Raw genomic sequence first — 26,907 nt, 5'->3', positions numbered from 1 at the left:
GTCCGAAAGGAGAAACACATGAATTACATTTTACACTTTATTAAACGGCTGCACGCTTTTTCAGGACCCTCTCTTTACATCAATCTGTTCGGGATGGTTATTTCCAGTTTCTTGGAGAGCATTGGTATTTTATTATTGATTCCTATGCTAAGTCTTATCGGTATCGTGAGCCAGAATATGGGAAGTAATTACTTCTCGGTGCTTTCAAATTACCTGATGGAATTCCCTCCTACTCTAGCTTTATTCATGATTTTAGGGTCCTATATTATGATTGTATTTGGACAAAACCTCATTCAGCGAAAGGTTATGATTAGAAACGTTGAAATTCAACAGCACTTCAGCCGTATATTAAGACTTGAAATCTACGGTTCACTTCTGCAATCTGACTGGCCTTTTTTTCTAAAAAAGAGATCTTCCGATCTCATTAATTTGTTAACGATAGAATTAGCTCGAGTGCTTGGAGCCATCAATCTTTTCCTTCAGTTAATCACCTCACTCATCTTCACCTTAATCCAAATCGGATTTGCTTTTTGGCTGTCTCCGAACTTGACCTTGTTCGTACTAGGATGCGGCATTATTCTCGGCCTTTTCTCGAGCAAATTCATTAAGAGAGCAAAGGCGCTAGGCAACCAAACCTCCCAGCTGTCTCAGAGCTACCTCGCAGGAATAACCGATCAATTAAATGGTATCAAAGATATAAAGAGCAATACGCTCGAGCGCTCCCGTTTAAAATGGCTTGCCGGTTTGACTGAAGGCATGATAGTTGAGCAAGTTTCCTATATTCGATTGAGAATGAATTCACAGCTTGTGTATAAACTATCATCGGCCCTGCTCATCGCGTGCTTCATTTTGGTTTCATTCAAGCTCTTTCAAACGCAAGGCATACAACTTTTAACGATCACCTTCATTTTCGCACGTTTGTGGCCGAGATTCACTAATATTCAATCCACCTTAGAGCAGCTCGCCTCTATGATACCTGCGTGCAAAGCTTTGATTCTTCTTCAAAATGAATGCAGCAATGCTGTCGAGCAGATGGAACCGGAGAATAATACAAAAGCTCCTTTACGGGCAGAACACGGAATTGAGTGTCGGAATGTTTCCTTTCGTTATAACCAAGACGAAGCTTCATACACGCTGCAAAACATTAATCTGCATATCCCGGCGAATCGGATGACGGCTATTGCAGGTCCTTCTGGCGCAGGAAAAAGTACGCTTATCGATCTTGTAATGGGTTTGATGCAGCCCGAATCAGGCCAGATTTTTGTAGACGGCAAGCCGATTACGAAAGAAAATTTGTTGTCTTATCGACGATCCATCAGTTATGTTGCGCAGGATCCATTCTTATTCAATGCAAGCATCAGAGAAAACCTGCAAATGATCCAACCCGACGCTAGCGATGAACAGATATGGGAAGCATTAGAATTCGCCTCCTCTTCGGAATTTGTGCGCAAGCTCCCCCAAGGTCTTGATACGGTCATAGGCGATCGAGGGATCCGACTTTCCGGAGGCGAACGTCAACGGCTTGTCCTGGCACGAGCAGTCATACGCAAGCCGTCCATCCTCGTTCTGGATGAAGCGACAAGCGCATTGGATACGGAAAATGAAAAGAAAATTCAAGAAGCCATCGACCGCCTAAAAGGCACGATGACCGTTATCGTTGTCGCGCACCGGTTATCGACCATTAGGCATGCTGACCAAGTTATCGTAATCGATCAAGGGAAGCTGGTTGAACGAGGAGAGTTTGGTCAGCTGGCAGCTGATTCATCAAGTTTATTCGGTAATCTGTTAAACAATCAGTCAGAGGCTAGTGCATAGAAAACCATGAGAAAAGATGAATATAGAATTAAAGGGCTTACTCATTAGTAGGCCCTTTAACTTAAGTATAAAAAATCAGATTATTTTTAGTCCGATTTTCGCATCACCGCTTCCAATATCATACATTGGCGGTGGTTAAAGAGCTTTTACATTCCTGAAATATTCGTTATAATAGAGATTAGTCTACAACGATGAAATGACGGAGGAGTTTGTTATGATCGGAGAACGTATTAAGATGCTGCGTAAGAGAAATGGCTTATCACTGACTGAGCTCTCACAAAGAGCCGGCGTCGCGAAGTCTTATTTAAGCTCCATTGAACGAGGGCTCCAACAAAATCCATCGATTCAATTCCTCGAAAAGGTAGGCGTAGTATTGAAGGTATCCGTTGAGGAATTTTTGAATAACGAGCAATCTGAGCTGGAGGTTAATCAACTAGATCATGAATGGGCTGATTTAGTTAGAGAAGCTATGGCCTCTGGTGTTAGTAAGGAACAGTTTAAAGACTTTTTGGAATTCAACAAGTGGAAGATCAAGCGCGAATAGCGCTTTTTTTGTTTTTTAAGCAGTATCCTCTATACCTTCCTTACTGCTTTCCTGAAGGCATAGAAAAATTTTACGCACGTCCTCTGTACTAAAGCCTTTCGAACGCGCGCTCATTAATAATGCTACCCACTCCATGTCCAAGTCCTGATTTTCCTCTGAATTTACAAGTACCATATTCCCATGTCCCCCATTCGATTTGGGACGGTTGCACCACTGACTCCATGCGTTTAAGGTGCCCAGATACTAAACGCATTTCAACGTCTCCCTATGCTTGTCATTCGTTATAGATGTATTATAAATCACCGCAATTGCGCATGTTGTCGCTTCATGTCTCACAAATATGATAGATAATTACATTTTTTGTCGAATTTCTTTAAACATTGCTATAGGAAGAAGTATATGCGAACTATCAGCTAGGTCTGCATAACTAACCGTTATTGGTCACTCGTTTATGATTATTCACTTGCCTCCAGATGACGGCTGCGCTTCTTCAGCTTAAGGAGCAGGAAACGAAGTTTCGGAAGTTTATTTAGAAGAGACTGAGCTATACCGAATAAATATTTAAATTCCTCCGTCCGATGAAAGACGGCCACATAAATCCCATTTATTAATAGAAAGCAGACCATGCCTTTCAGCAGCAGCCCAATCAGACCGTCAGCAGGCAGGAAGGAGCAGGCATAGCCCGCCGCTGCCGCAGCTGTAACGGCAATGATTGAATAATAGATATAGCTTACAAAATAAAGCCTTAGCGGCTGCTTGAACACCCGTTTATATACGAAATACGGGGTAGTCCAGAACGGTACGATCAGAGCGCTCACCAGCGTCCCGATGAATATTCCCGCTATTCCCATCCGCTGTACAAGCAGGAAGGAGATCGCTAAATTAAGAGCTGCCTGGCATAAAGGAACGAAACGATCCTCATGAAAGATACCGGCCGTCGTTTTGACCATCGTAATCGAGTTTCGCATGCCCCGCTCGTAAAATCCGAGGATCAATAGAAGAACAACGGCAGGCCCCATCACGAATTCCGAACCGATCCACACCAGAATCATCGGTTCTATTAATAAGTAAAGCATGATCGCAAGAAAGGAATAAAGCCAAAAGTTTAGCAGCATCGTGACTTTAAATACATGAAAGACCTTCTCTTCGCTTTCTTTTGCCACCAAATTGCCCACGCTGTGATACATATTGGCAAACACTTGATTGATAAACGTGCGGCATAGGTCGATTAGCATTTTATAGTTCGAATAGAGGCCAACTGCCGCTACGCTGATGAATGAAGAAATAAGAATGCTGTCTACACCGAAAATAAAGTATGTGCCGACATTTTGCAGCAATATCGCTTTCATATTTTTTATAAAATTTGCTTTGGTTTCCGGATCGAGCTTGGGATTTATCTTCTGCTTGAGAAATGGATACATCCGATCTACCATCATAGCTAAAATGATCGATGTCGTAAGCGTGACAATACAGTCCACAATCAAATAGAAAATAAAATGCTGCGTAAAATAGAGGATGGCGATTTTGGCGCAGATTGAGAGGATCGAAGAAATGGAAAATACAGCCGTTACGATATAGTTTTTCTGATTTACGTTCAAGAACGAGTATTTATAAACGAACAAATACGGAGCTACCGTATTAATCAGAAACAGCATATAAATGATGGTTATATTTTCAACACTAGTATTCTTAATAAAAACATCAAGAAAAGGCATAATGCCAAGCCCGAGCAGCAGTACAACTCCCGCAATCACCATGTAAGCTTTTTTGTACAGATTCATTAATGCCATTATTTTGGGCCGGTCATTATCAGCCACAGGCTTATACAAATTATAGACGATGCTTGAGCCGATCCCTGCCTCCGCCAAAGAAAGCATCGCTAATATGCTCGTAAACAATCCGTTAATGCCCAGGTACTCGACGCCCAGGCTATTAATAAAGACCGTTCTCGATACGAAGCTTAAAACCGTTATAATGATTTGATTGCCGATACCGGCCGTAATATTTAGTAAAGAGCTCTTCACCCTCATGTTGATCCCCTGCCTTGGTTTATCCGACCTTAGTTTGCTGGCTTGCGTTAATAATGCGTATACAGAAGCCTTGCGTAAATGGCAAAATATTAAAGAGCATGGAATATACGCCGATATCCTTCGTATCCCCTTGCGAGAAATCGACTGCCCCACTCCGCCTGGTCACCTTCATTAAATAACGAACGGCACGCTCAGCGCCTTCTGCGCATGGCGCTGACAGTTCAGCGATGTGCGAAGCTTGAAGCAAAAACCAGCCAAGCGTTGCCGTTGTCGATGAATCGGCCCTCGACTCGCCGCGGCTAACCGTCCAGGTCCAATTGCCGCCCGGCGCTTGAAAGGCAAGCACTGTCCGTGCAAATTTCTTAATCATTTCCTCCAGCACAGGCTTAGACGCATGAGCTGACGGCAGCTCTCGCCAAGCATCAATCAGGCCAATCGCAAACCATCCGAGCCCCCTCCCCCAGCCATACAGCCCTAACGGCAGCCGGTTACCCAAATGATAGGCGTGGCTGGGAAGATAATGCTTATCCAGCATGCCGAATCGTTCGTATTCCGTCAGCTGTTTTACGGCCAATTGAATGCATTCCTCTTTGCCGTACTTCACCCCGTATGCAATTAAAAACGGGCAGATGAAGCCGATTGTATCCACATACCGGTAGTGCTTCATCGATTTCCGGTATTGAACCGTCCCATCCTCGCCTATATGCGCTTTAATCAACTCCCATGTATAATCGAAGGCGTTCCGATAATGTTCGATATTCACCATATCAAGCTTCATCACCGCATAGCTGAGTATCGCTGCATCTATATGTGTAGGCTCCTGCTTCCACCCGCCGCTGCTGTCGAATTTAACGTTAAGATACGTCTTGATTTCATGCTCCGCCATCCTGCTGTTGTCGACCCGGGCGAACTCCACAAGCCCAAGCAGCAAAGCTGCCTCTTGCCAGTGCTGAATCGCACTTTTCGTATAATTGCCCCTCAGCATATCAATGATAACGAATCTTGTATTATCCGTTACTTTAATTTTAGGCGTATGATTCAACCATTTCATGCCTGCCTTTGTAATCGAGGAATTCCAGCGGTTTGTGTCCGTATAACGGCCGATATGAATTCTTCCTAACCAATCCATGAACAGCGGGATAATATCAATGCATACGATAATCACCACCAAGCCGAGCAGCAGAATGCTTACGAGTTGGATCAAAATAATAACACTCCCTTTAACTAACTAATCCATTGATATAATTTATGTATTTCATATTCCGTGCCTAAAGCTTCCTTCAGCAGGTTATCGGTCAAATGCTTTCTCAAAGACTCGTCTTCGATTAGCCTCTTGATACCCTCATAGATGGAGACAGCATCCTGATTAACGATCAATCCGTTCTCCTCATGACTCAGCTGATCATAAATAACGGTGAAATTCGTCGATACAATCGGTTTATTTAATATTTTGGCTTCGGTAATCGTCAAGCAGCGACCCTCGAAAATAGAGGTTTGAACATATAGATCGCATTTTTTAATGTAGGGATACGGATTTTCCTGCAAGCCCGTCAATATAAGCGCATGCTCCAACTTCTTGCTCTTAACGAGCTGCTCCAGCCGCTCCCGCTCCTGCCCCTCGCCGACGATGTACCATTTAATATCGTAGCCATCCTTGACTAGAAGCTCGCAGGCTTCCACGGCCATATCAAAGCCTTTTTGATAATTAAGGCGCCCTACCGATGCAATGGTGAATCCGGTCTTCGGCAGATCAAGCTGATCGACCGACATGTCGATAATCGCAGCCGGCGATACAATATTGTGCATCAGTTCGATTTTATGCCCGAAGTTAGGGAATCGCTCTTTCAGCATTCTGACGCACTCCTCTGATACCGTTACGATATAGCTAAGCTTTTCAAAATAAGCGGTATCGATTTTCGGATCCATGCCGAGCTTGTCATAATCATTGTGGATAAACCCGATTTTGGTATGGGCCTTTACCTTTTCGATCACGTAATAAATTGGTGTTTTCTCCAAATAACCAATGGCCGCATCGTACTCCTTGCTCAGGCTTGCCAACGCTTTGGATAGATAGCGCCATGCCTTCTGCTCGCATTTCGCGCTATTTTTTTCCGTTCTGAACACAAACCCCGCGCCTATCCTTGCGGCTGCAAGGCGAAAACGGCTATGCTTGACGCAATCGACAACGGCTGTTTTTATCGACATGTCAAAATACGGATAAAAGTCTGGCGCATCCAAAACATTAACCTCTCGAGGCAGCATCTTCAGGAACATCCCTTCATGCTTAAACAAAAATAAATCCACCTCGTATGCGGAATAATCGATCGTTTGCAGCAGCGAGATCAAAGACTTCTCGGCTCCGCCGCAATTGAGATTATTCATGACAAACAAAAGCTTCTTCTTCATGGACTAACCACCTATCCAAGCAGCTTATACAGCTTCTCTATTTCTTCTTCGGTTCCTAATTGCAGACGGGACAAATGCTCCGACAGTCTGTTTCTTACTCCCTGCTCATGCATAAGCCTGCCGATTCCCGCAGCGACGGCTTCCGTATTCATCTCAACGATAATCCCTTCAACACCGTCTTTGATTTGATCTTTGGCCGTACTGAAATTCGTAACCAAAATCGGCTTATGCAAAATTTTCGCCTCATCGATCGCAATGGCTTTCCCTTCAAACTTGGACGTTTGCGCATAAATATCCGCTTGCTTAATATAGGGATACGGATTCGTCTTTAAGCCAAGCAGCTTAAAATGATTGTTCAAACCGTTAGCCGTTATCAATTCCGACAGCTTCCCGCGTTCATCGCCTTCGCCGATAATATTCCACTGGAAGCTCCAGCCGTTATCGACCAGCTTCCTTCCGGTTTTAATCGCAAGCTCAAAGCCCTTCTGAGCATGAAGCCGGCCAATAGACAGGATAACGATTTCACCTTGCCTGCGATTATAAACGTCGGCTTCTTCCTTATTTGCCAGTTGATTGATCACCCTAGGAGATACGATATTATGAATTACATTTACTTTATCGTTCTGATTCGGGAATCTTCTTTTTAATACATTCGCGCATTCGTCCGAGACCGTCACGATATGGTCCAGCTTCTCGAAATAGCCGGTGTCAAATTCGGGATTCAGACCGAGCTTGTCGTAATCGTTATGCACCCAACCTATTTTTTTGACTGCATCAACCTTCTCCACGCAGAAATAGATGGACGTCTTCTCTAAAAATCCGATAGCCGCATCATACTTCTTGTTAAGCCTGCTCAAGGAGTTGGCAAGATATTTCCAGCTCTCCTGCTCTCTTATTCCTACTTCCTTCGGCATGCGGTTAGTAAGGCTGAACATCATACGGCTATAGGCCATCGCTGCGCTGCCGCTGCTTATAAACTGTCCTACCGAGCTCAGAAGCGGCCTCGTAAACCGACTGTACGTATCGGTCAAAGGCAGCACGTTTACCTCCTTCGGCAGCAAATCCATAAAGATGCCTTCATGGCTCAGCAGGAACAAATCGACATTATATTCATCGTAATTCATTTGCGAGAGAAGATTGACCAGACTTCGCTCTCCACCGCCTGCCGACAGGCTGGGCATGACGAACAATAAATTTTTTTTCATGCTCACCTCATGCTAGCTCCTTTAAATATTCAACTGCCTTATAGGACATTTGTTTGATGTTCGGAATGGATTGCTTTAGTCTGCTTTTAATCTCATCTTCTTCTCTAATCATTTCGTCATAATGCTGAATGAGCTTGCTGCTGCTTGAAATATCGTCGATTCCGAGCACAAGCTTTTCTTCGTTAAAAATATCTTTGGCGATGCCCTTCGATTTCACGCTGTAGCCCAGCACCATCGTAGGCACGCAATTCGAATAGGCCGCTATCGTCGCATGCGTTCGGGCACCGATGAAAAAACGCATTCTCGCGATATATCCTTTATATTGAATGGCCGTCAAATGATCCGGCAGCAAAATAACACGCCCTGTATCTTTAAATTCCTGATAAAACTGCTCCAGCACCTCAAAGTCGTTATTTCCGCCTTCGATGACATGAGGGGTAAGGGCGACCGTCATGCTGGAAGTTTCTAAAATATGGTTGATCAGCCCTTTAACCGCTTCTCGCGAGCTTTGATTTCGTTTCCATACAAGCGGGCTAAAATTAATGCCAACCGTGTTTCCTTCCTGCCAGCCACCCGGCAAGGGCAGCTGCTCCTGCTCCATCGTAAAGGCCGGATCGGCAGCCAGCCTGACATTGCGCAAGCCTTTATTTTTGAGCATGTCATAGGTTAACGTCTCGCGCGCGACGATGAGATCGAACAGCTTCAAATCCTCCAGCTTCCGCTCAGACATATCCTCTTCGCCGATCGAGCAGCCCCACAACACCAGCTTCTTCCCCTGCGCCTTCACGCGGCGATCGATCTCATACCAATTCGGCTGCTCTCCGTAGCAGTAGTTGTCTCCGCCTATCGATAAACAAACATCTACATCCTTGATCCGGTTAATGATGTTCTGCTCGATGACGCCAAGCGCGTACGTTTCATCTTTACGCAGCTTATATTGAAGCGACGCTACGAACCAATCCAAAGAATATTTTCTAATACTCGACTTCGAGCCGTCATAAATTCCGTCTAAGGCCGAAATCACCTTATCGGTTTGCGGCTTCTCTGAGGCCAAATACACTTTAGACCCGCCGATTTTCTCCTTAATCAGCTTCGTCGACGAGCGAACGATCGCTTCACAGCCCCTGTTCAGACTTCCTCCATGCGCAAACATCATAATTTTCATGCTCAATCCCCCAATTTTCATTCATGTTATGAATTTCTTAGTCTGCTGTAGGCAACCGCGCACATCAGGCCAACCGTTGATCTCGCTCTCACCATGCTCAGAATGAATCGCTCGTAACGTCCTATTGAGCTTTGCATCTCATTCCAATACATCGGCAGCGCCTCTCTAACATGACTGTTGCTAATCATTTGCTTGACGTAGCTGTATCTTTTTGTAAAACTCATATCCTTGCTTGGCTTGAAATATATGTAAATGTAGGAAAGCATACTGCTGATAAGCCGTATTGACTTTAGCTGATGAACGGTTTCGCTGGGGATCATTTCATTGTAGATCTGAGGGGGAGCCATTCTGTATACCTCGATTGCTTTGCCGAAGTAATCCTTCTCCCTGATGTTTCGGGTAGCGCTTCCTTTCACTTCCCTATAATGATAGCCCGTATAATTCACATAGGTCATCGTCGCCGCATGGCTGAAAAAAAACATATTGAACATCCCGTCTTCGCCTAAGGCGACCTTCTCCGGGAAAGCAATCCTATGCCCGGCCAGCAAGTCGATCCGATAGATTTTGTTCACCGCCGTGTTGAGATCATCCGCTTTAAGGAAATACGGCATAATTTGCTCCTTGATAAAAGCTCGATCCAGCGGCTTGCCAGATGGAAAGCTATATTTTGTAACCACCCTGCTGCCCTCGAGCTCACTCTCCAAGTTGGACACGACGACGTCGCTGTTATGTTGGACAGCTGCGGCATACAGCGTTTGATACATATCCTTCTCGATGTAGTCATCCGCATCAACGAATCCGGCATACTCTCCGACAGCGATCTGCAGCCCGGCATTTCTGGCTGCGCTTACCCCCTGATTTTCCTGATTGAGAAGCTTTATTCGGCTATCCTTCGCCTGGTATCTTTCGATGAGAAACCTGCTTTTGTCCGTCGAGCCGTCATTGACAAATATAAACTCACAGGCGTGAAGCGTCTGATGAAGTAAAGATAAAATACATTCTTCCAAATATTTCTCGGCGTTATATACGGGAATGATTACACTCACTTTAATGCTCACGGCTATTGTCACACTCCTTTCACCCGCGAGTGCTAAACTATAATTTGATAGAGCTTATCAAGCTCAAAGCTGTTGCTGTAATCCTTATCCTTAATATTGCTTACGAGCGTGCTTCGGAGCTCCTTGTTCTGATAGAGATTCTCGATTGTGCCCGCAATGCCCTCCGGGCTAAGCTCGCATATGATGCCGTCGACACCGTTCTCGACTTGGCTTGCGGCTGTTGAATAGTTCGTAATCATAATCGGTTTCCCTAAAACTTTAGCTTCCGTGACCGTTACCGCCTTCCCTTCGTATCTGGATGGCTGCACATACAGGTCGCATGACTTTATATAAGGATAAGGATTTATTTGCTTGCCCAATAAAATAAATTTCCCTTCAAGCTTATACTGGACAATCAAATCCTGAATGACAGCTTCATCTCCGCCGTAGCCCACAACATACCAAACCATGTCGTCGTAACCTTTGTCGGCAAGCACTTTAAATGCCCTAACGGCATTATCTATTCCTTTTGCGTGAGACAATCTGGCAACCGTCAACAATTTAAAGCGGGGATCCGACGCCATTGGATTGTCCGATACCTCTTCATCGGCCATTACTTTAATAAATTCGGGCGACATAATATTTTCCATCACAATAACCTTATTTCTTAAAGATTCGTATTTCTTCAAAAACGATTCTCTACATGCATCCGATACAGCGACGATGTAGTCGAATTTATGCCACATCTTTAAATCCATTTTGCGGTTCGTGCTCACGGTAGAAAAATCGGTATGAATCCAAGCCACTTTTTTTCTGGCACGTACCTTTTCCGCTACAAAATAATGAGGCCATAGATAGCTGATTGCCACGTCGTATTCTTTCTTGACATCCGGAAGAAAAGGCAGCGCAAATTTCCACATGAGTTGCTGCTGTATATATCCTGACTCGGAGATACCGTTGATTTTGCCTAATAATGATACAAGGACCTTCGATAATACACGCGTAAGTCCTATCCAGAGATGTTTGGCTCTAAGAGTCTCGCCTATGCTTTTACGAAAAGAGGTGTATTCAGGAATTTCATCCAACAAATGAACTCTTTTGTTTAGAAGATTCATGAAATCACCTTTATGTCGATACAACATCAAGTCGACTGAATGTTCAACATAGTCAAATTCGTCGAGCATGCTGGCTAAGCTTCTTTCTACGCCGCCAACCTCCATATCATAAGAAGCAACTAATACGTTTCTCATCTCAATCTCCTAGTCACCAAATTTAATCTAAATAGTAAAAAGCTTAACTTTTCGTTTTCCTAAACAGCCATAAAAAAGGCCGCAGCGGAAAGTACAGGAAGTGAAGCGCCTTTGGAAGCGGCAGCGTCTCCGCATCCTCGGGATAAGGAAACAGGAAGCTGGCAACAAACTGTATTTTTTGCGGAACCGTTAATAAGGCGAAGAGATAACGCTTATGAAAGCGGCTTATTTCTTCCGGTATCGGCGGGGAGTGTAAATTGACCAGCCTGTGCACATAAAACATCGTATCCTCAGCCAGCCAATGCGCCTTCCTTCCAGCGAGCAGCGGCTTCATCTCGTCCCGAAGGGGAAGGGATAATAAGCGTGCCGCTAACAGCAGCGCCTGCCCGCCGATATGGGAATAACTATGCTTGCTAAGCAGCCGGGTAAGCTTCGGCCAATCCAGCTTCTGATTGACCAGCTGCTTGATGTCGAGCAGCCAGCGCAGCCGCGACCAGCCATGCCGGGCGCCATGAGACACAAGAAACATAAACAAATCTTCTCTTCCCAGGTAGTAAAGCGGGCGGCTGATCAAAGCGCTCTTACGTTTACGGCTCCAAAGCTCGTTAAAGCTGGGCTCCTTGGAGGGCGCTGGATTAAGCCGCCAATGAAGCTCAACCTTAATTCCTTTCTTCGGATGCAGAAAGGTTGTGTGATGATGCCTCCACTTCCAATCATTCAATACGGAAACGATATATTCATCCTTTTCATACCCAAGAGAAACCAGAAGCGCTTCTGCCTGCTCCAGCTCCTTTATCGGGATAAGGAGATCGAGATCACAGGAAGTACGCAGCGATACGTCACCATATAGGTCAGCAGCTATAACCGGTCCCTTCAAAAACAGCGAACGCAGACCCCGCTCAGAGAACGCCTTGGCGAGCTGCTCCATCTCTCCGCTGAGCGTCAGCATTTGCAAAGTATTGCGATAATAGTCACGGTGAAACATTTGGGTGACAAATACCGGAATTTCCGCTGATTTCAGCTCCTGCAGCTTGCGGTTAACGGTAGGGAATACCCGATGATGCCTTGCCAGCTCAATAAATTGGTCCCAATCCACCCTTTGCAGCAGCTCCTTGTAATCGAAGGACTGATCCGCCTCATCATCTGACGAGAGAAATGCAAGCATCAATCTCAATTCATCAGACAGATCTTCCATATGTAGAGTGACGTCGTTGTTCATGGATATCTCCTTCATACTAATTAGCCAATAACGAACAAAATTTAAATTTTGTTCTATAAAACGAACACAAGTACAGATTATCACCTTGCCTAATATCTGTCAATCACCATTCCCTGGGTTCACTATTCTTTTAGAAAAAAACGATTGATTCTGCTAGAATGAAAGTGTCCATAGAAACAGTTTATTAGGAGAGAAGAGTGAAGCTCATGCAAAGCATTGTCGTATATGGTGCCGGCGGTCATGCGAAGGCCGTTATTGATACGATAGAGAAAGCAGGTTTGTATCGTATCGCGGGTTTGCTGGACGGCTATAAACCAGCAGGTTCGATTTTTTATGGCTATGAAATTTTAGGCGATGAAGGCTGGCTGACAGCGAACTCTGATTGTATAAGCCTCGGCATCATAGCCATCGGAGATAATTGGACCCGTTCGTCCATCGCAGCGAAAATCGCCGGCATTCATCCCCGGTTCACCTATATTACCGCCATCCACCCATCCGCTTCTATTGCCAGAGGCGCACAAATCGGCGCAGGGACAGTAGTCATGGCAGGCTGCGTCGTTAACAGCGATACAAGCATTGGTAAGCATAGCGTACTTTATTCCCAAGCTACGGTCGATCACGACTCCACGCTCGGCAGCTTTGTCACGCTGGCTCCAAAAGCCGGTACGGGAGGCAGTGTCAGCATTGAAGACTATTCCGTCATTTCCTTAGGCGCAAATATTATTCATGGCAAAACGATCGGTGAGCATACCGTCATCGGTGCCGGATCTACCGTCTTATCCGATATTCCATCCTATTCGGTCGCTTACGGTACGCCAGCCAAAGTCATTCGAGCAAGAGAAAAGGGCGAGCGTTACCTGTAACCTGTTGTTTATGCCGATTGGACGCTTTTCTTTACCGATCTGTCGAAGACGTCATTCATGCAATCGACAACTCTTACCTGATCGACGACAGTCATGCTTGATCCTGACGGCAAACAAATGCCGCTTTGGAATAAACGCCCGCATACAGATTCGCCGTCATTATGGGCATAGAAGCGGCTGCCTTCAAATAGAGGCTGCAAATGCAACGGCTTCCATAGCGGCCGAGCCTCAATGTTGGCAGCCGCCAGCGCGTCCAGAAGCTCCGGTATCGTTACTTTCGTCTCCTGCTCATCCATAACTAAAGCAGTCAGCCAACGATTGGATTTCGTACCGGTTAATTCGGGCATGAAGCTGATTCCTCTTCGATCCGCGAATGCTCCCGCATAATTTTCGTATACCGTCCTTCTTGCCGCTACCCGTTCATCCAAAACCTCTAATTGCGCTCTGCCGACACCTGCTAACAAATTGCTCATCCGATAGTTAAAGCCAATGCTGCTGTGCTGATAATGTGGGGCGGCATCCCTTGCCTGCGTAGCAAGAAAACGCGCCTTTCTTAATAGCTCGACATCGTCCGATACCAGCATGCCGCCGCCCGAGGTCGTTATGATTTTGTTCCCGTTAAAGGAGTAGACGCCGAACTTGCCGAAGGTGCCGCTTTGCTTGCCTTTATAAGTTGAGCCAAGCGATTCCGCTGCATCCTCGACTAGCGGAACCTCATATTGCTCGCACAGTGCAATGATCTCGTCCATCTTCGATACCTGACCGTACAAATGAACGACAATAACCGCTTTTGGCAGCTTTCCCTGACGATTCGCATCCTCGAAAGCCTGCTGCAGCGCCTCAGGCGACATATTCCACGTATCCGGCTCGGAATCAATGAAGATGGGCTCCGCCCCGCAATATCGGATCGGATTGGCGCTCGCAACAAATGTGAAGCTCGAGCAAAATACGGTATCCCCTGCGCCTACGCCAAGCAATTGCAGCGATAGGTGAATAGCTGCTGTGCCGGAGCTGACTGCAACCGCATCAGCAGCTCCCGTATAGGCTGCCAGCTGTTTCTCGAATGCGTCTATATTCGGACCAAGCGGAGCAATCCAATTCGTCTCAAACGCTTCATCGATATAATGGCGCTCCTTACCGCTCATATGAGGAGGGGATAAATAAATTCGTTTCATTTCATTCGCTTGCACGTTGCTACACATCCTTTTCTATAATTTATTAAAAAAGAAGCCATCTCCCAAGCAGTACGCTGCTTGAAAAATGGCTTTATCCTTCGCTGCCGGTTGTCGTTCCTTGAAACACCGGCATCGTTACATGATTGGCATTCGATACCCCTTCGGACCGAATGACCTTCTTCACGGTAAGCAGCAGTATTTTGAAATCCAACGCCAGACTTTGATTTTCCACATACCACACATCGCGCTCGAATCGCTCTTCCCACGTGACCGCGTTGCGGCCGTGAATTTGAGCCCAGCCGGTAATGCCCGGCCGAACGAGATGGCGCTTCGCTTGCTCTTCGGTATACAGCGGCAAATACTCCATAAGCAGCGGCCGGGGCCCGATTAGGCTAAGATCGCCTTTAATTACGTTAATGAGCTGAAGCAGCTCATCCAGGCTGAATTTGCGCATCAGGCTGCCGAAGGCTGTCAGTCTCAAGTGATCGGGCAGTAATTGGCCGAAACTGTCTTTCTCATCGGTCATTGTACGAAATTTATACACATGAAATGGAATGCCGTGCAAACCCGGACGCTGCTGCTTGAATACGACCGGCGAGCCGAGCTTAATCCGAACTAAAATTGCCGTGATCAATAGGACTGGTACAAAAAGCAAAAGCAGTGTGCCGGCAATAACTACATCGAATAATCGTTTCAACATTAATCATGACTCCTAACCCTCGTATAAATTCCGCATTAATTAGAAGAAGATAACAGCTTTCTCATTTGAGCTATCATTTTGGGTCCTACTACGCGGCTTACCACCCTTTTCACATCGCCTCTTAACCGGACATGCGCAGGAAGCCAAGATTTTGCGAAGTGATGAATGGTATGGCTATCATCCGTCCTGTAATTTCCGCCATTGATATAATCGTAAGGACTAAAATAATCTCTCGGATAGAAGTTCACTCCATTTTGAAGAACCTGATGCTTACCGTTTAGAACTAAACCATGATTTTTGCAAATCGCCGTAATAACCGCCGTATTCGTTGTTGTATCGTATGAACCGTCCTCATGCAAAAAGCTTCTGTTATCGTAATATTGCAGCAGTTCTTTGATCCAAGGATGTTGTTTGGCCGCTCCCATTGTCCCCGACTGGAGAAATGTTTGATCTTCGAAGCCGGAGAAGGCCTCATGATTCAAAAATTTATCAAGCGGCTTTATAACTTCGACATCCGTATCCATGTAAACTCCTCCGTGATGATATAAGGCGTACAATCGCGCATAGTCACTAACGAATGCGTATTTTTTGGCCTTGTATGCCTCCATCACATACCTGTTCACAGAGAGATCGAAATTATCTTCATTCCATTCGATAAATTGATAGCCGCTTAAATGCTTTTGCCAGCTTCGCATGCATTTGACCATTTTTTTTGGTTTTTCCCCGCGCCCAAACCAGCAATAATGGACAATACGAGGAATTTTGGTTGAAGCCTTCATTCGTTTACCCCCTTAAAACGGCCAAATTAAGTAATCACTTTTGTATTCCAGCTCAAGAGCTATGACGCATTCATAGAAGTAAAATAAAAAATAAGAAATCAATATCACCAAATACACCAGCTTCTGATCCTTTTCCCGGAATACTTTAATTAACCACGCAATTAAAATAAGCTGATATAAATTAAAATAAATCGCCATTCTAGCGAAAATCCAATTTTGCGTAGATATGATCATCAGAATAACGCCGATCAGCGATACATTCACAATAATATCTGCTCTGGGAAAAATTTGACTAAGCCTTGTTCTTCCCAAGTAGGCAATAACGACCGGTATAATCCAGACAATGGCCCTGATTGTACTAGCTCCGCCTTCGGCAAACGCTTCATAATGACCATACTGCGTATCCTTGATCGCCGTGAATAAGAGCTCGGAAAACTCATTAAAGCCAACGACAATGAGAACGGCGAGTGATAGCAGCATAAAAGTCGTTTTCGTCCACGCTTTCCTTCGTACGATAAAATAAACCGGAATCATGATCAACGCGCTCTGATGAAAGAAGGAAGCAATTACAACGATTGTTATGTAAGCTTTCCATTTGCCTTCCAGCAGAAATTTTGTAGCGGAAAATACAATCGCAGCAGCCAGAAACTGCCTGATCCCGTTCATCGACACCGTAAATGTTCCCGTCGTTATGTATAAAAAGACGCTAAGCTCAAACAATCTTGTATAGTTGTATAAAACCATTACAATCAGCAAATTGGTCAAAATTCCAGTTGTTAAAACAAGGATTTGCGGATCGTCCGACAGCTGCTTTAGCAGCATTTGCAAAATATTAAAGGCTTTATCATGGCTGTTAACAACGGATGCCCAGCTGAAATCTCCGACCTCGTAGCTGTGCATATATAAATAGGTATCTCCTATATTTACTCGAAGACCGGATACGGCAGCGAGCGCAAGCGCTGCAATAAAAGCGAGGTACCTGTTAGGTATGATCCTAGAAGGGGCGATCCCTGTTGGTACTGAAAAGTATCTGGCCACTAAAGAGACTGAGAAAACGAAAGCCAGCGTGATCCACAGTATCGACATTTTATTCGTCCCCTTCATTGTTGTTTTAGAAGATCGGATGCTTAACGATTTTGCTTCAAGACCGTTGCTTTACTAGTATTCTGAATGTAAATATACAATAGGACGCCGAAAGGTATGGCAAAAAAAGTGACCCATTTCCGAGGCGACTCTTTCAGAAAGTTTTTATTTCGTATAATGATGCTGCTGGATACATAATGAATGGCCTCCCTAATGCTATCCTTCAAGGACGGAGCATAGGCCATTGCTACTTTACGAAAGAAAGAAAAGCCATGAGGATTTTTTTTGTATTGCTTAATGATGTTCAAGCTTGATCCGTCCTGCATGTACTCAACGACACAAAGTACCTCGTTCATAATGAGCAGCGGATAATCCTGATCAATTAGAATGTATTTATAAGATAAGGGACAGTATTTCTCTCCTGGAAATATCGGATAAGGAGGATACTTGCTCGTTAGTTCCGTTCGATATACGAGCTTCTTATCGCCCTTTACCTGATGCATGGCGTATAATTCTGTAAGAGTGGAATGCTTCAAGCGTTCGGGAAGCCTCGTTCCAATAACTTCACCGCTTTGTGATACGTCCAGCCCAACAATTCCCGCATAACGGTTACTTCCTGATTCTTTCCAGAAAGCTGTTATTTTCTCGACAGCGTCGTCAGCCATATAATCGTCTGAGTCAATGCAAACATTCAATTCAGTCTCAATACGTTCATAGGCTGCATTATGTGCACCATGCATTCCCTTGTTTTCTTGGAAGTGATAGCGGATCGGAATGCAATTCTCTTCTATCCAATGCGCTACGAGCTCTTTCGTATTGTCCGTAGAGCCATCGTCAATGATGAGCCAAACAAAATCCTTACAGCTCTGACGTTTTAAGCTCTCGTAGCAAAGATGCAGCGTATAGGCACGATTATATGTAGGCGTAAACACTGTTAAAGTCGGCTTCACTCTCTATCCCCCATTATCTTGAAGCAGCCATGGACAACTGATCCATATAGTAGTCCGATAGCCATTTCGCCATAGTAGTCGTGTCGTAACCATTTTTTCTTAACAAATCTGATGTGTCCGCATGCTCGCAGGAAGTTGCGATAATCTCTTGAGCCCAGAATTCGGCAGACTGTTTTAAACTAATAAACTGAAGCCTGCCTGTTACATCGGTTTCCGATGTGATCGTATCGGAAATGACACAGCGCAAACCGGCTGCTTGGGCTTCAACCAGTACAACCGGGAGCCCTTCGAATAAGGAAGGAAACAAGAAGATATCCATTCCTTGCAGCAGCCTTGATATATCATTGCGGACACCGAGAATCCTCACATGCTCCGACAAGCCCAATTTCTTTATTTTCTTTTCGATCATGGGTCTCAAATGACCATCGCCAGCCAGTATAAGCAAGGAATTAGGTTCTTTGTCATGTATCTCTTTAAAAACATCAATTAAAAAATCATGATTTTTTTGTTCATTGAATCTTCCAATGTGACCGATGACTAAACGATCACCGGCGGACAGCTCTTCTCTTATTTCATCTCGCAACCGTTGATTGAATGAAAACTCATTTACGTTTACTGCGTTATTAAGCACAATCACCTTGCCTGATTCGGATATTTGCTTGCCGAACAACCATTTTCCGGCTTTCTTCGAGCAGGCAAAATAGCTGCTCGGATTATCCTTCATAGAGAGCCTTGCGTATACACGAAACGGAAATTTAATATCCAGAGACAAATCGCTTAAATGACTATGCATGATTCGGCAAGGTATTCCAGCCTTCTTTGCCGCTTTTAGAATAAAGCTGCTGTTCTCATTAATATGGGAGTGGACAACATGATAATCAGGATGGCCGATAAAGAACTGATCTAATGCTCTGAAATATGATTTATATTGGCCCGGCCTGATTTGAGGCATGCGATAAATTTTTCCGCCCAGCGCTGTAATCTCGTGATCATAATGCCCTTCCTCTTGACGGTGAACGATGAAGTCAAATTGAATTTTGCTTCGATCCATTTGACGGTAATAGTTCATCAGCATGGTTTCTAATCCGCCGCGATTCATAATCGTTACCACTTGCAATATTCGAACCGGTTTCACCTGTAATCCTCCCCGTATTCCTAATCCGAATCCAGTTAATCGCTTTAAGCATGAAGTAAATAGCTAGTGAAAATCTGAATTTAGCGCATAAAAAAAATGCCCTCCAGACCAAAGGGCAATAGCCTAATTCAAACGCTTTAAGAGACTCGCTTATTCTCTCGCTGCGCAACAAAAGATTTAGAGCTTTCAACTTCTTTCGTGTAGAAGTCTCATGATCCTCGCTCATAATGTTAAGTCCTAATCCCAATACATTCATACAAATCCGATTGTTTAAGGCTGTTTTATACGCAAGAGGCAGTTTTTTCTCGGATACAAAGGACTGTATGCAGTTGTACAGCTTATCGAATCTTTGTGCCAGCACAGGATTATAGGTGGAAGTAATCGATGCTGCATTCGCACGCCAATAGTGATAGAACGGACGATTGAGAAAGACAAAAACTTTCGCATAATAAAATGCATGAATGTTAAAGAGAGTGTCTTCATTGCTTCCGATCACGCTGAGATCCATGAATTTCAAATCATTGTTTTTCAATAATTCGGCGCGATAAAGCTTTGACCAGACCGTCCCCCATGCATCTAAGTACTCCGGGTTCGCAAGCTCTTCCTTCACAGGACCGACAAGCCGCCTGAGTATTTTCTCCTGCACATCAGTTCCACGGTACATTTGCATTTCAGGCAAATCGAATGTTTTCTCTTTCGAATGTGTTCCAAACTCGCGAATGTATGTGCACATGACTATATCGGCATCATCCCGGACAGCCGCCAGGTGCATCTCCTCGTACATGACAGGATTGACCCAGTCATCCGGATCAACAAACCCAATGTACTGTCCTCTGGCTGCAAGCACACCCTCATTTCTTGCGGAGGATACTCCGCCATTCTCTTTATCGATGATTACGATTCGTGAATCCACTTCGGCGTAATGCTGAAGGAGTTCTAAGCTGGAATCCCGCGATCCATCATTAACGGCAATAATCTCAATGTCCGTTAAGCTTTGTGTAAGCAGGCTCCTTAAGCATCTGACCAAATAGTCTTTCATGTTATATATAGGCACGACGATACTGACTTTGGGATTCATTCCGTTCCCCCAACATAAATGACGTATAAATTTCTCCGAGCTCTTGCTTCACCTGAATCAAACCGTATTTCTGCACCAGCTGCAGACTTCTATTCCCCATTCTCTGTCTCAGCTCAATCGATTCACTTAACTGCTTCAACCGGCTGGCAAACATATCCGTGTCGTTTGGCGCAATTATAAATCCATTCTCTCCCTCGGTAATCAGCGACGAATGTCCTCTGTTTTGTGTCGCTACAATGGGAAGCGCGCACGCCATTGCCTCCATAATGTTAGCGGGCAAGCCTTCACGAAGACTAGACGCAACAGCGACATCGCAAATAGGCAGCAGCTTATCAATGTCGGTTCGATAACCTAGAAACTGTACCCTCGATGCTACTCCGAGCTGCGCTGCCAGCTCGCGGCATGGCTCCAGAAGAGGACCTTGACCCGCCAGCAGCAGCCGCGCATGAGGCACTTGATCCTTTATGGCAGCGAACGCTCTAACAAGCAGCTGATGATTTTTATTTTTGTTAAACTCTGCTGCATAGAACATTAAGAAATCGTCGATACGATAATCAAGTTCCTGACGTAATCGCCATTTGTCAATTTTCGGCAAAGGTTTGTAATTATACGTATTCACGCCTACACCATGCACGTGCGCAATGCTCCTTGCTTTAAAACCTCTCGTAACGGCAAGATTATAATCCTCGTCATTTATCGTAATCAGACAATCGGTGAGGCTCGAAAGCCTCTTCTCGACGGGATAATAAAGCAGCCAGTTCACAATCGAGGATCCTTTGCAAAAGTGAAATCCATGCGCCGTATAAATCACTTTCGTTCCGTTTCTTCTTGCTGACTGGGCAGCCAGACGCGCGAGCACGCCCCCCATTGGGGTATGGCAGTGAATCATTTCGTAATGCTGTTCCTCGATGATCGCTTTCAGCTCACGGTATGCCTTCACGTTGTTTAATCGCAAGGGTGACCTTTCTATGGACAAATTAAATTTCCTGTCAACGAAAGGAAGGACCATCTCGCCCTTGGCAGCGACATGAACCTCCCACCCCTGCTGTTTAAACCATTCCATAACCGGTAAATGAAAAGCTTTGAAATGGTAATCAACGGTTGCGCAAAACAAAATTTTATTGGCCATATTTACCACCCTATACCAGCGTTATTTACGAACGGCGTTCTTCTCCACCATTTGCGACAGGTATTCTAACAGCTCGTAGCGCAGATCGTCCCGCTGCATAGCGAACTCGATTGTCGTTTGAATGAATCCCAGCTTTTCTCCCACATCGTAACGCTTACCCTCAAATTCATAAGCATATACCGCCTCTGATAGATTGAGTGTAGCAATGGCATCCGTTAGCTGGATTTCTCCTCCCGCGCCAGGTGGTTGATTGCCGAGCACATCGAATATGGCCGGGCTAAGAATGTAACGCCCCATAATCGCCATGTTGGAAGGCGCATCCTCACGCGACGGCTTCTCCACGAGATGCTTAACCCTATGGAATGATTCTTCCATTGAGCTGCCGTCTACGATTCCGTAACGGGATACCGTATCTTCCGCTACGCGCTGCACGCCAATTACCGAGGTCCGGTATTGCTCGTATTTCTCAATCATTTGCTTAATGCACGGCTTTTCAGCGGAAATGATATCATCGCCTAAAAGGACGGCAAACGGTTCGTTTCCGATAAACTTACGAGCGCACCAAATCGCATGCCCTAAGCCCTTAGGCTCTTTCTGGCGAATATAATGGATATCGACCATGTCAGATGACTTCCGAACCTCACTTAACAGGTCAAATTTATGCTTCGCCGTTAGGATTTGCTCCAGCTCCACGGAGTTATCGAAGTGATCCTCAATTGCACGCTTATGCTTTCCGGTAACGATAATAATATCCTCAATGCCTGATTCGATAGCTTCTTCCACGATATACTGAATGGTTGGTTTATCCACAATCGGCAGCATTTCCTTTGGCATTGCTTTTGTTGCTGGAAGGAACCTTGTACCTAGGCCTGCAGCTGGAATGATCGCTTTTCTTACTTTCATTGGGTTTAACCGCTCCTTCGCTATTATTATCCTGTTACCGACACAAACTTCGGTAAAACAACAACATTATTTGCAAGATCGAGCAGACGAATCCGCAATTCTGCTTTGTTCATCCCGTTGAAATCCCTAATGATTTCTTCAATCTCCTCGTAATCAACCTCATTTGATTTGCCTATGTATATTTTTGGATAAACCTGCTGATCATTCATTTCATTTTCCTTCAGCATTTCTTCAAAGAGCTTCTCGCCAGGTCTGATTCCTGTGTATTGAATACCTATTTCCTCTACCGTGTAGCCCGACATACGAATCACATTTTGAGCAAGATCGGTTATTTTCACCGGATCTCCCATATCCAGAACGAAAATTTCACCGCCGTTCGCAAGCGCTCCTGCTTGGATAACTAACCTTGAAGCTTCGGGAATGGTCATAAAATACCTAACCATGTCGGGATGGGTTACCGTAACTGGTCCGCCCTTCTCGATTTGCTTCTTGAATAAAGGAATGACGCTGCCCCGGCTGCCGAGCACATTACCGAATCTCACCGCAACAAACTTAGTCGAACTAATTCGGTCCATATGCTGGATGATCATTTCCGCTATTCGCTTGGTTGCTCCCATTACACTTGTTGGATTTACGGCTTTATCCGTCGAAATCATAACAAAGGTGTCGACCCTGCTCATGCTTGCAGCTTTGGCTGCGTTCAGCGTGCCAAGAACATTATTTTTGAATGCTTCCTCCGGATTTCTTTCCATTAGCGGTACATGCTTATGAGCTGCTGCATGATAAACCACCTGAGGACGATGAGCCTGCATGACAGCTAACATTTTGTCGGCATCCTGAAGATCGGCAATTTCGGTCGCAAACTGAATTTTTGTATGCCCGTAAAGCTCTCTTAGCTCCATTTCAATAGAATAGATGCTGTTCTCCCCATGTCCGAGCAGAATGAGCTTCTCCGGCAAAAACTTGGATATTTGCCGACATACCTCCGAGCCGATTGAACCGCCCGCGCCGGTAACCATAACAACCTTTTGCGTAACGTAACCCGAGATGCTGTCGATATCGAGCTCTACCGGCTCGCGGCCAAGCAAATCCTCTACTTGCACGTCGCGAAATTGATTGACGGATACTTTCCCAGTCGCCAAATCCTCAAGCATCGGTATGATTTGGGTTTTGGCTGTCGTCTTGGCGCATTCGGTAAAGATCGTATTAAGCTGCTTCTTATTAAGAGAAGGAATCGCGATTACGATATTATCAATCTTATGTATCCGCGCAATGCTAGCGATACTCGCTACTCCTCCGATAACCGGAATTCCCATAATATCAAGATTATGCTTGTTGACGTCATCGTCCACGAACATGGAGGGCATAAGCTCCGTTTCACTATTTCTAAGAAGCTGTCTAGCCAGCATCGTGCCTGCCGATCCCGCTCCGACAATCAATGTCTTTTTGCGCTGCCCCCCATTTTTATGATATTTGCTTGTTACGATTCTCCAGCAAAGCCTTGAGCCGCCGATTAGCAGCATATGAATCATCCAGGTTACAGCTAGTAAGCGAAAAAACACATCCTGCATGGCGATTTGTTGAATGATCGCCGCCGTTACGATCGAGAGAGAGACCGCCTTCGTAATAATCATCAGCTCTCCAACACTCGCATATTCCCACGCCTTCTTATAAAGCTTGTAATAGAAGGAAAAGAAATGATGACTAAGCAGCAGCGTAATCGAACTAATGACGATGGGAGCCGTTATCACATTAAGTGAGGCGTCCAGCAAAAACCTGCTAAAAAAGATGGCCGTTAGCACGATAAAAGAATCGATTATAATTAGTAAAGATAACCGTTGCCGATACGTCAAAGCCAGTTCACCCTTTCCAGATGATAGATCGAATAATGAATGGTTTATAACGACTAATGAATGGATTATAACGACACTCCATTAGAGTGTTTAACTATCAGGTCTTAATCAAAACCTCATAGTTAAAAACTCTATTGTAGAGCCATAGGGCATTCAACCCGCCCTCACACCACACTCTTGACGACTAGCGTCTAAGGCTTCATTCAACCCACAGCATGGCCGAGTGCCTCCGTTGATAACGGTAAGGAGACATTACCGAACTCTACTATTATTCGTTTTCCAAGAATTGTTGTGCTTAATAAAGAACAATAACCCGCAAAAAAGCGCTATCCGAATTTAATCATCAAACGCTCTTTTTGTTTAATATGACGCCTAATATATTGGCTTTGGCAAATAGCAATGCACGCTTGGCTTCCTTAGCCTGCTCTTGCTGCGTTTTACCGCTCTTTAGCAAAAGGATCACACCGTCACATTTACTAACCAATGCATTCGTATCAGGCAAACCTAATACTGGAGGACAGTCGAGTAGAATGAAATCATAATGTGCAACCGCGTATTCCATGACTTCAACCATAAGCTGAGAATCAAGCAATTCTGTTGAATTAAAAAATCGCTGTCCGCTTGGCAAAATATCCAGGCTTTCGACCTCGGTGTTATAAATCGCCTCGCGAATATCGAGTTGTTGTCCTAACACATTCGACAAGCCTGGAGAAGTTTGTACGCTGAAAATTTGGTGGATAATCGGATTTCTAAAGTTGGCGTCGATTACAAGTACCCGATCACCCCGTTGTGCCATGCAAATGGCCAAATTTACGGTAGCCGTTGATTTCCCATCCCCTTCTGAAGGGGATGTCACTAACAGAGAACGGACTTTTTTCTCGTTTGCGGCATAATGGATATTGTTTCTTATGGTTCGGTATTGCTCGGATATGTTGCCATGAGGATCCGTATAGGATAGCAGGCTTCTATTCACGAAAGATTTCGCAGGTTTTATTCGTTCACGACCCAATAGTTTCACCTCGCGCTAAGATGTTTTTCTGCTTCTTCGATTGTTTTGGTATATCTTTTCTTTTCATTTTGGACACTTGCCCAAGCATCGTTAAGCCTAATATCTCCTCAACCTCTCGTTCCGAACTGATTGAATCATCCAAAGAGTCCAAAAAGAAGATTAATCCTATGCTCAAAATAAGACCTGCGATAAAAGCGACAAACAAAATTGTGTTGCTTTTCTCATTTATAGAGAACGAGCTTTCTTCCGCTTTTGTAAGTACACTGATATTGCTCACACCAAGCGTTTCCGCAACTACCTCCCTATACACTTCAACTCCAGTGTTTGCAATATCAGCCGCTAGTTTGGCATCAGGATCGACGACCGTTACTACCGTAATAAGGGAGTCATCGACAGTGCCCAACCTTATTTGACTTCTTAATTCTGCAGCAGAACGATCCAGCCCTAACTCCTCAGCCACCTTGTTAAGGACAATTGGTTCTCGAATCATGACCCTCGCCGTTCCCACCACATCGGCGCTGGCAGAGATAATTATTCGAGAGGTAGCAGCATACATAGGAGTTTCAGGCCTTGAGTTGTAAATACCCGCTATTACCGTCAATGTGATGGTAATAAGAGCGACTATCCAGAGACGTTTTTTCATGGTGGTGTATAATGCCTTGAGGTTAATTTCTTTTCCTATTTCTTTCTCGTTTCGCTCTGTCTGCATATCGTCTTGTTTTCTATACATGAGTGCACCTGCCAGTACTGTTTTTTATAAAGAACACTAAGTCAATAGTAGTTCTTTATAAAGAACATGTCAATATCATTTTATCTTTTTTCATTCACTGTCAGTTATCGATATGAAGAATAATGATATTTGATGTTTTCTTTTTCTCGTCCGGATTTGCATTCGCATCCGTCCTGCTTTCCTTCCACAAATTCGAACGTATCAAGTCTTTTAAAGCCTGAAAGTCGCCTTTGCTCATACCTTCATCAACCGCATTTTTAATAATTAATTGCCATTCCTCGTCCAACATATCTTCCTCGTGAATTTTTGGTAAAGGCTCTTCTCCAAGTAAATATTCAATGTTAGAATCCAAAGGAGCTGCTATTTTTGCCATTACTTGAAGAGATGGGTTATTCTGCATATTGCGCTCAATGTAGCTCAAGTAGGACTTGGATACGCCTGCCAGGTCGGCAAGCTTCGTTATCGAATAGCCCTTTTTTTCCCGTAGACTTTTAATCCGTTCCCCAATCATAGAATTCTCCTTCGGCCAGTTTAGATCCTAATGTCAAGCTAAGCGATTACAATCAAAATGAAAAGACGCTATAACAGACGATATAGTCATTGTAGTTCTTTAAAAAGAACAGGTCAATACTATTCCAAGCATTTGTCAAAATGTTTGCGGAAGAAGCTCATTCCGCAAACATCGCCGCTTTTTAATTACACGCTTCTCCAGCACCGTTCACCGCCCGGCAGTTTAATTCGATTTTCCGAAACTAATGGAAGATCGTTATCCGATAGAGGGCAATTAGTTTGATTGTGCCTAATTAAACAGCGTATTGGGAGAGCAGCATCTAAAAATAACCGATTACG

Annotated in this window: 24 protein-coding genes and 1 riboswitch; of the genes, 3 read left to right on the top strand and 21 right to left on the bottom strand. The window is 44.6% G+C overall.

Annotation, left to right across the window (positions count from 1 at the left end):
* The first annotated feature begins 18 nt into the window (after positions 1-18).
* Positions 19-1,815, top strand: a complete 1,797-nt coding sequence (locus tag AC0YNZ_RS11175; protein WP_475826674.1) for an ABC transporter ATP-binding protein — start codon at positions 19-21, stop codon at positions 1,813-1,815.
* A 214-nt stretch (positions 1,816-2,029) separates the two neighbouring features.
* Positions 2,030-2,359 carry a helix-turn-helix domain-containing protein gene (locus tag AC0YNZ_RS11170; RefSeq protein WP_475826673.1) on the top strand — a complete coding sequence of 110 codons (330 nt, stop codon included), beginning with the start codon at positions 2,030-2,032 and terminating at the stop codon, positions 2,357-2,359.
* 190 nt (positions 2,360-2,549) lie between these two features.
* A riboswitch (cyclic di-GMP riboswitch) is annotated at positions 2,550-2,633 on the bottom strand.
* Positions 2,634-2,814: 181 nt separating this feature from the next.
* Here the strand turns inward: AC0YNZ_RS11170 and AC0YNZ_RS11165 are convergent.
* Genes AC0YNZ_RS11165 through AC0YNZ_RS11130 form a run of 8 tightly spaced genes read right to left on the bottom strand, consistent with a single transcriptional unit; the run spans position 2,815 to position 12,671 of the window.
* Entirely contained in the window at positions 2,815-4,389 is a 1,575-nt protein-coding gene (locus tag AC0YNZ_RS11165; protein ID WP_475826672.1) for a lipopolysaccharide biosynthesis protein, read from the bottom strand.
* 19 nt (positions 4,390-4,408) lie between these two features.
* Entirely contained in the window at positions 4,409-5,596 is a 1,188-nt protein-coding gene (locus AC0YNZ_RS11160) for a glycoside hydrolase family 88 protein (RefSeq protein WP_475826800.1), read from the bottom strand.
* A 17-nt stretch (positions 5,597-5,613) separates the two neighbouring features.
* Positions 5,614-6,795, bottom strand: a complete 1,182-nt coding sequence (locus tag AC0YNZ_RS11155; protein WP_475826671.1) for a glycosyltransferase — start codon at positions 6,793-6,795, stop codon at positions 5,614-5,616.
* Positions 6,796-6,806: 11 nt separating this feature from the next.
* Positions 6,807-8,000, bottom strand: coding sequence for a glycosyltransferase (locus AC0YNZ_RS11150; RefSeq protein WP_475826799.1), 1,194 nt, complete (start codon positions 7,998-8,000; stop codon positions 6,807-6,809).
* 7 nt (positions 8,001-8,007) lie between these two features.
* Entirely contained in the window at positions 8,008-9,165 is a 1,158-nt protein-coding gene (locus tag AC0YNZ_RS11145) for a polysaccharide pyruvyl transferase family protein (RefSeq protein ID WP_475826670.1), read from the bottom strand.
* A 26-nt stretch (positions 9,166-9,191) separates the two neighbouring features.
* Positions 9,192-10,235 (bottom strand): glycosyltransferase, encoded by a 1,044-nt coding sequence (locus tag AC0YNZ_RS11140; protein ID WP_475826669.1) that lies wholly within the window; start codon positions 10,233-10,235, stop codon positions 9,192-9,194.
* A gap of 20 nt (positions 10,236-10,255) precedes the next feature.
* Positions 10,256-11,452, bottom strand: a complete 1,197-nt coding sequence (locus AC0YNZ_RS11135; RefSeq protein ID WP_475826668.1) for a glycosyltransferase — start codon at positions 11,450-11,452, stop codon at positions 10,256-10,258.
* Positions 11,453-11,495: 43 nt separating this feature from the next.
* Positions 11,496-12,671 (bottom strand): nucleotidyltransferase domain-containing protein, encoded by a 1,176-nt coding sequence (locus tag AC0YNZ_RS11130; protein ID WP_475826667.1) that lies wholly within the window; start codon positions 12,669-12,671, stop codon positions 11,496-11,498.
* 206 nt (positions 12,672-12,877) lie between these two features.
* Here AC0YNZ_RS11130 and AC0YNZ_RS11125 point away from each other — a divergent pair, with 206 nt between their 5' ends.
* The gene (locus AC0YNZ_RS11125; RefSeq protein WP_475826798.1) at positions 12,878-13,534 is read left to right on the top strand and encodes an acetyltransferase; all 657 of its coding nucleotides are present in this window, start codon (positions 12,878-12,880) and stop codon (positions 13,532-13,534) included.
* 8 nt (positions 13,535-13,542) lie between these two features.
* On the opposite strand, the gene AC0YNZ_RS11120 is transcribed toward AC0YNZ_RS11125, so the two are convergent.
* From AC0YNZ_RS11120 to AC0YNZ_RS11060, 13 genes are all read right to left on the bottom strand, one after another.
* Complete coding sequence (locus AC0YNZ_RS11120; protein ID WP_475826797.1) at positions 13,543-14,709, bottom strand: aminotransferase class I/II-fold pyridoxal phosphate-dependent enzyme; 1,167 nt, start codon at positions 14,707-14,709, stop codon at positions 13,543-13,545.
* Positions 14,710-14,800: 91 nt separating this feature from the next.
* Positions 14,801-15,406: a sugar transferase gene (locus AC0YNZ_RS11115; protein WP_475826796.1), complete on the bottom strand. Its 606-nt coding sequence runs from the start codon at positions 15,404-15,406 to the stop codon at positions 14,801-14,803.
* A gap of 38 nt (positions 15,407-15,444) precedes the next feature.
* A complete protein-coding gene (locus AC0YNZ_RS11110) occupies positions 15,445-16,188 on the bottom strand; it encodes a glycosyltransferase family 32 protein (protein WP_475826666.1) in 744 nt (247 codons plus the stop codon).
* Between the two features lie 12 nt (positions 16,189-16,200).
* Positions 16,201-17,274, bottom strand: a complete 1,074-nt coding sequence (locus AC0YNZ_RS11105; protein WP_475826665.1) for an EpsG family protein — start codon at positions 17,272-17,274, stop codon at positions 16,201-16,203.
* A gap of 41 nt (positions 17,275-17,315) precedes the next feature.
* Positions 17,316-18,221 (bottom strand): glycosyltransferase family 2 protein, encoded by a 906-nt coding sequence (locus tag AC0YNZ_RS11100; RefSeq protein WP_475826664.1) that lies wholly within the window; start codon positions 18,219-18,221, stop codon positions 17,316-17,318.
* Between the two features lie 13 nt (positions 18,222-18,234).
* Positions 18,235-19,356 (bottom strand): glycosyltransferase family 1 protein, encoded by a 1,122-nt coding sequence (locus tag AC0YNZ_RS11095; protein ID WP_475826663.1) that lies wholly within the window; start codon positions 19,354-19,356, stop codon positions 18,235-18,237.
* Positions 19,247-20,434 carry a glycosyltransferase gene (locus tag AC0YNZ_RS11090; RefSeq protein WP_475826662.1) on the bottom strand — a complete coding sequence of 396 codons (1,188 nt, stop codon included), beginning with the start codon at positions 20,432-20,434 and terminating at the stop codon, positions 19,247-19,249. The genes AC0YNZ_RS11095 and AC0YNZ_RS11090 overlap by 110 nt, the downstream gene beginning before the upstream one ends.
* The gene (locus AC0YNZ_RS11085; RefSeq protein WP_475826661.1) at positions 20,397-21,563 is read right to left on the bottom strand and encodes a glycosyltransferase family 4 protein; all 1,167 of its coding nucleotides are present in this window, start codon (positions 21,561-21,563) and stop codon (positions 20,397-20,399) included. The genes AC0YNZ_RS11090 and AC0YNZ_RS11085 overlap by 38 nt, the downstream gene beginning before the upstream one ends.
* 21 nt (positions 21,564-21,584) lie before the next feature.
* Positions 21,585-22,466 (bottom strand): UTP--glucose-1-phosphate uridylyltransferase GalU, encoded by an 882-nt coding sequence (gene galU / locus AC0YNZ_RS11080; protein WP_475826660.1) that lies wholly within the window; start codon positions 22,464-22,466, stop codon positions 21,585-21,587.
* A 26-nt stretch (positions 22,467-22,492) separates the two neighbouring features.
* On the bottom strand, positions 22,493-24,319 hold the full coding sequence (locus AC0YNZ_RS11075) for a polysaccharide biosynthesis protein (protein WP_475826659.1): 1,827 nt from the start codon (positions 24,317-24,319) through the stop codon (positions 22,493-22,495).
* Between the two features lie 343 nt (positions 24,320-24,662).
* Positions 24,663-25,328, bottom strand: a complete 666-nt coding sequence (locus AC0YNZ_RS11070) for a CpsD/CapB family tyrosine-protein kinase (protein WP_475826658.1) — start codon at positions 25,326-25,328, stop codon at positions 24,663-24,665.
* Complete coding sequence (locus AC0YNZ_RS11065) at positions 25,318-26,058, bottom strand: YveK family protein (RefSeq protein ID WP_475826657.1); 741 nt, start codon at positions 26,056-26,058, stop codon at positions 25,318-25,320. Before AC0YNZ_RS11065 ends, AC0YNZ_RS11070 begins: the two co-directional genes overlap by 11 nt.
* Positions 26,059-26,158: 100 nt before the next feature.
* Positions 26,159-26,569 carry a helix-turn-helix domain-containing protein gene (locus AC0YNZ_RS11060; protein ID WP_475826656.1) on the bottom strand — a complete coding sequence of 137 codons (411 nt, stop codon included), beginning with the start codon at positions 26,567-26,569 and terminating at the stop codon, positions 26,159-26,161.
* Positions 26,570-26,907 lie beyond the last annotated feature (338 nt).

It is taken from the genome of Paenibacillus sp. J2L1-98, from assembly GCF_056269405.1.
This window is presented reverse-complemented; position numbering and strand designations above follow the sequence as displayed.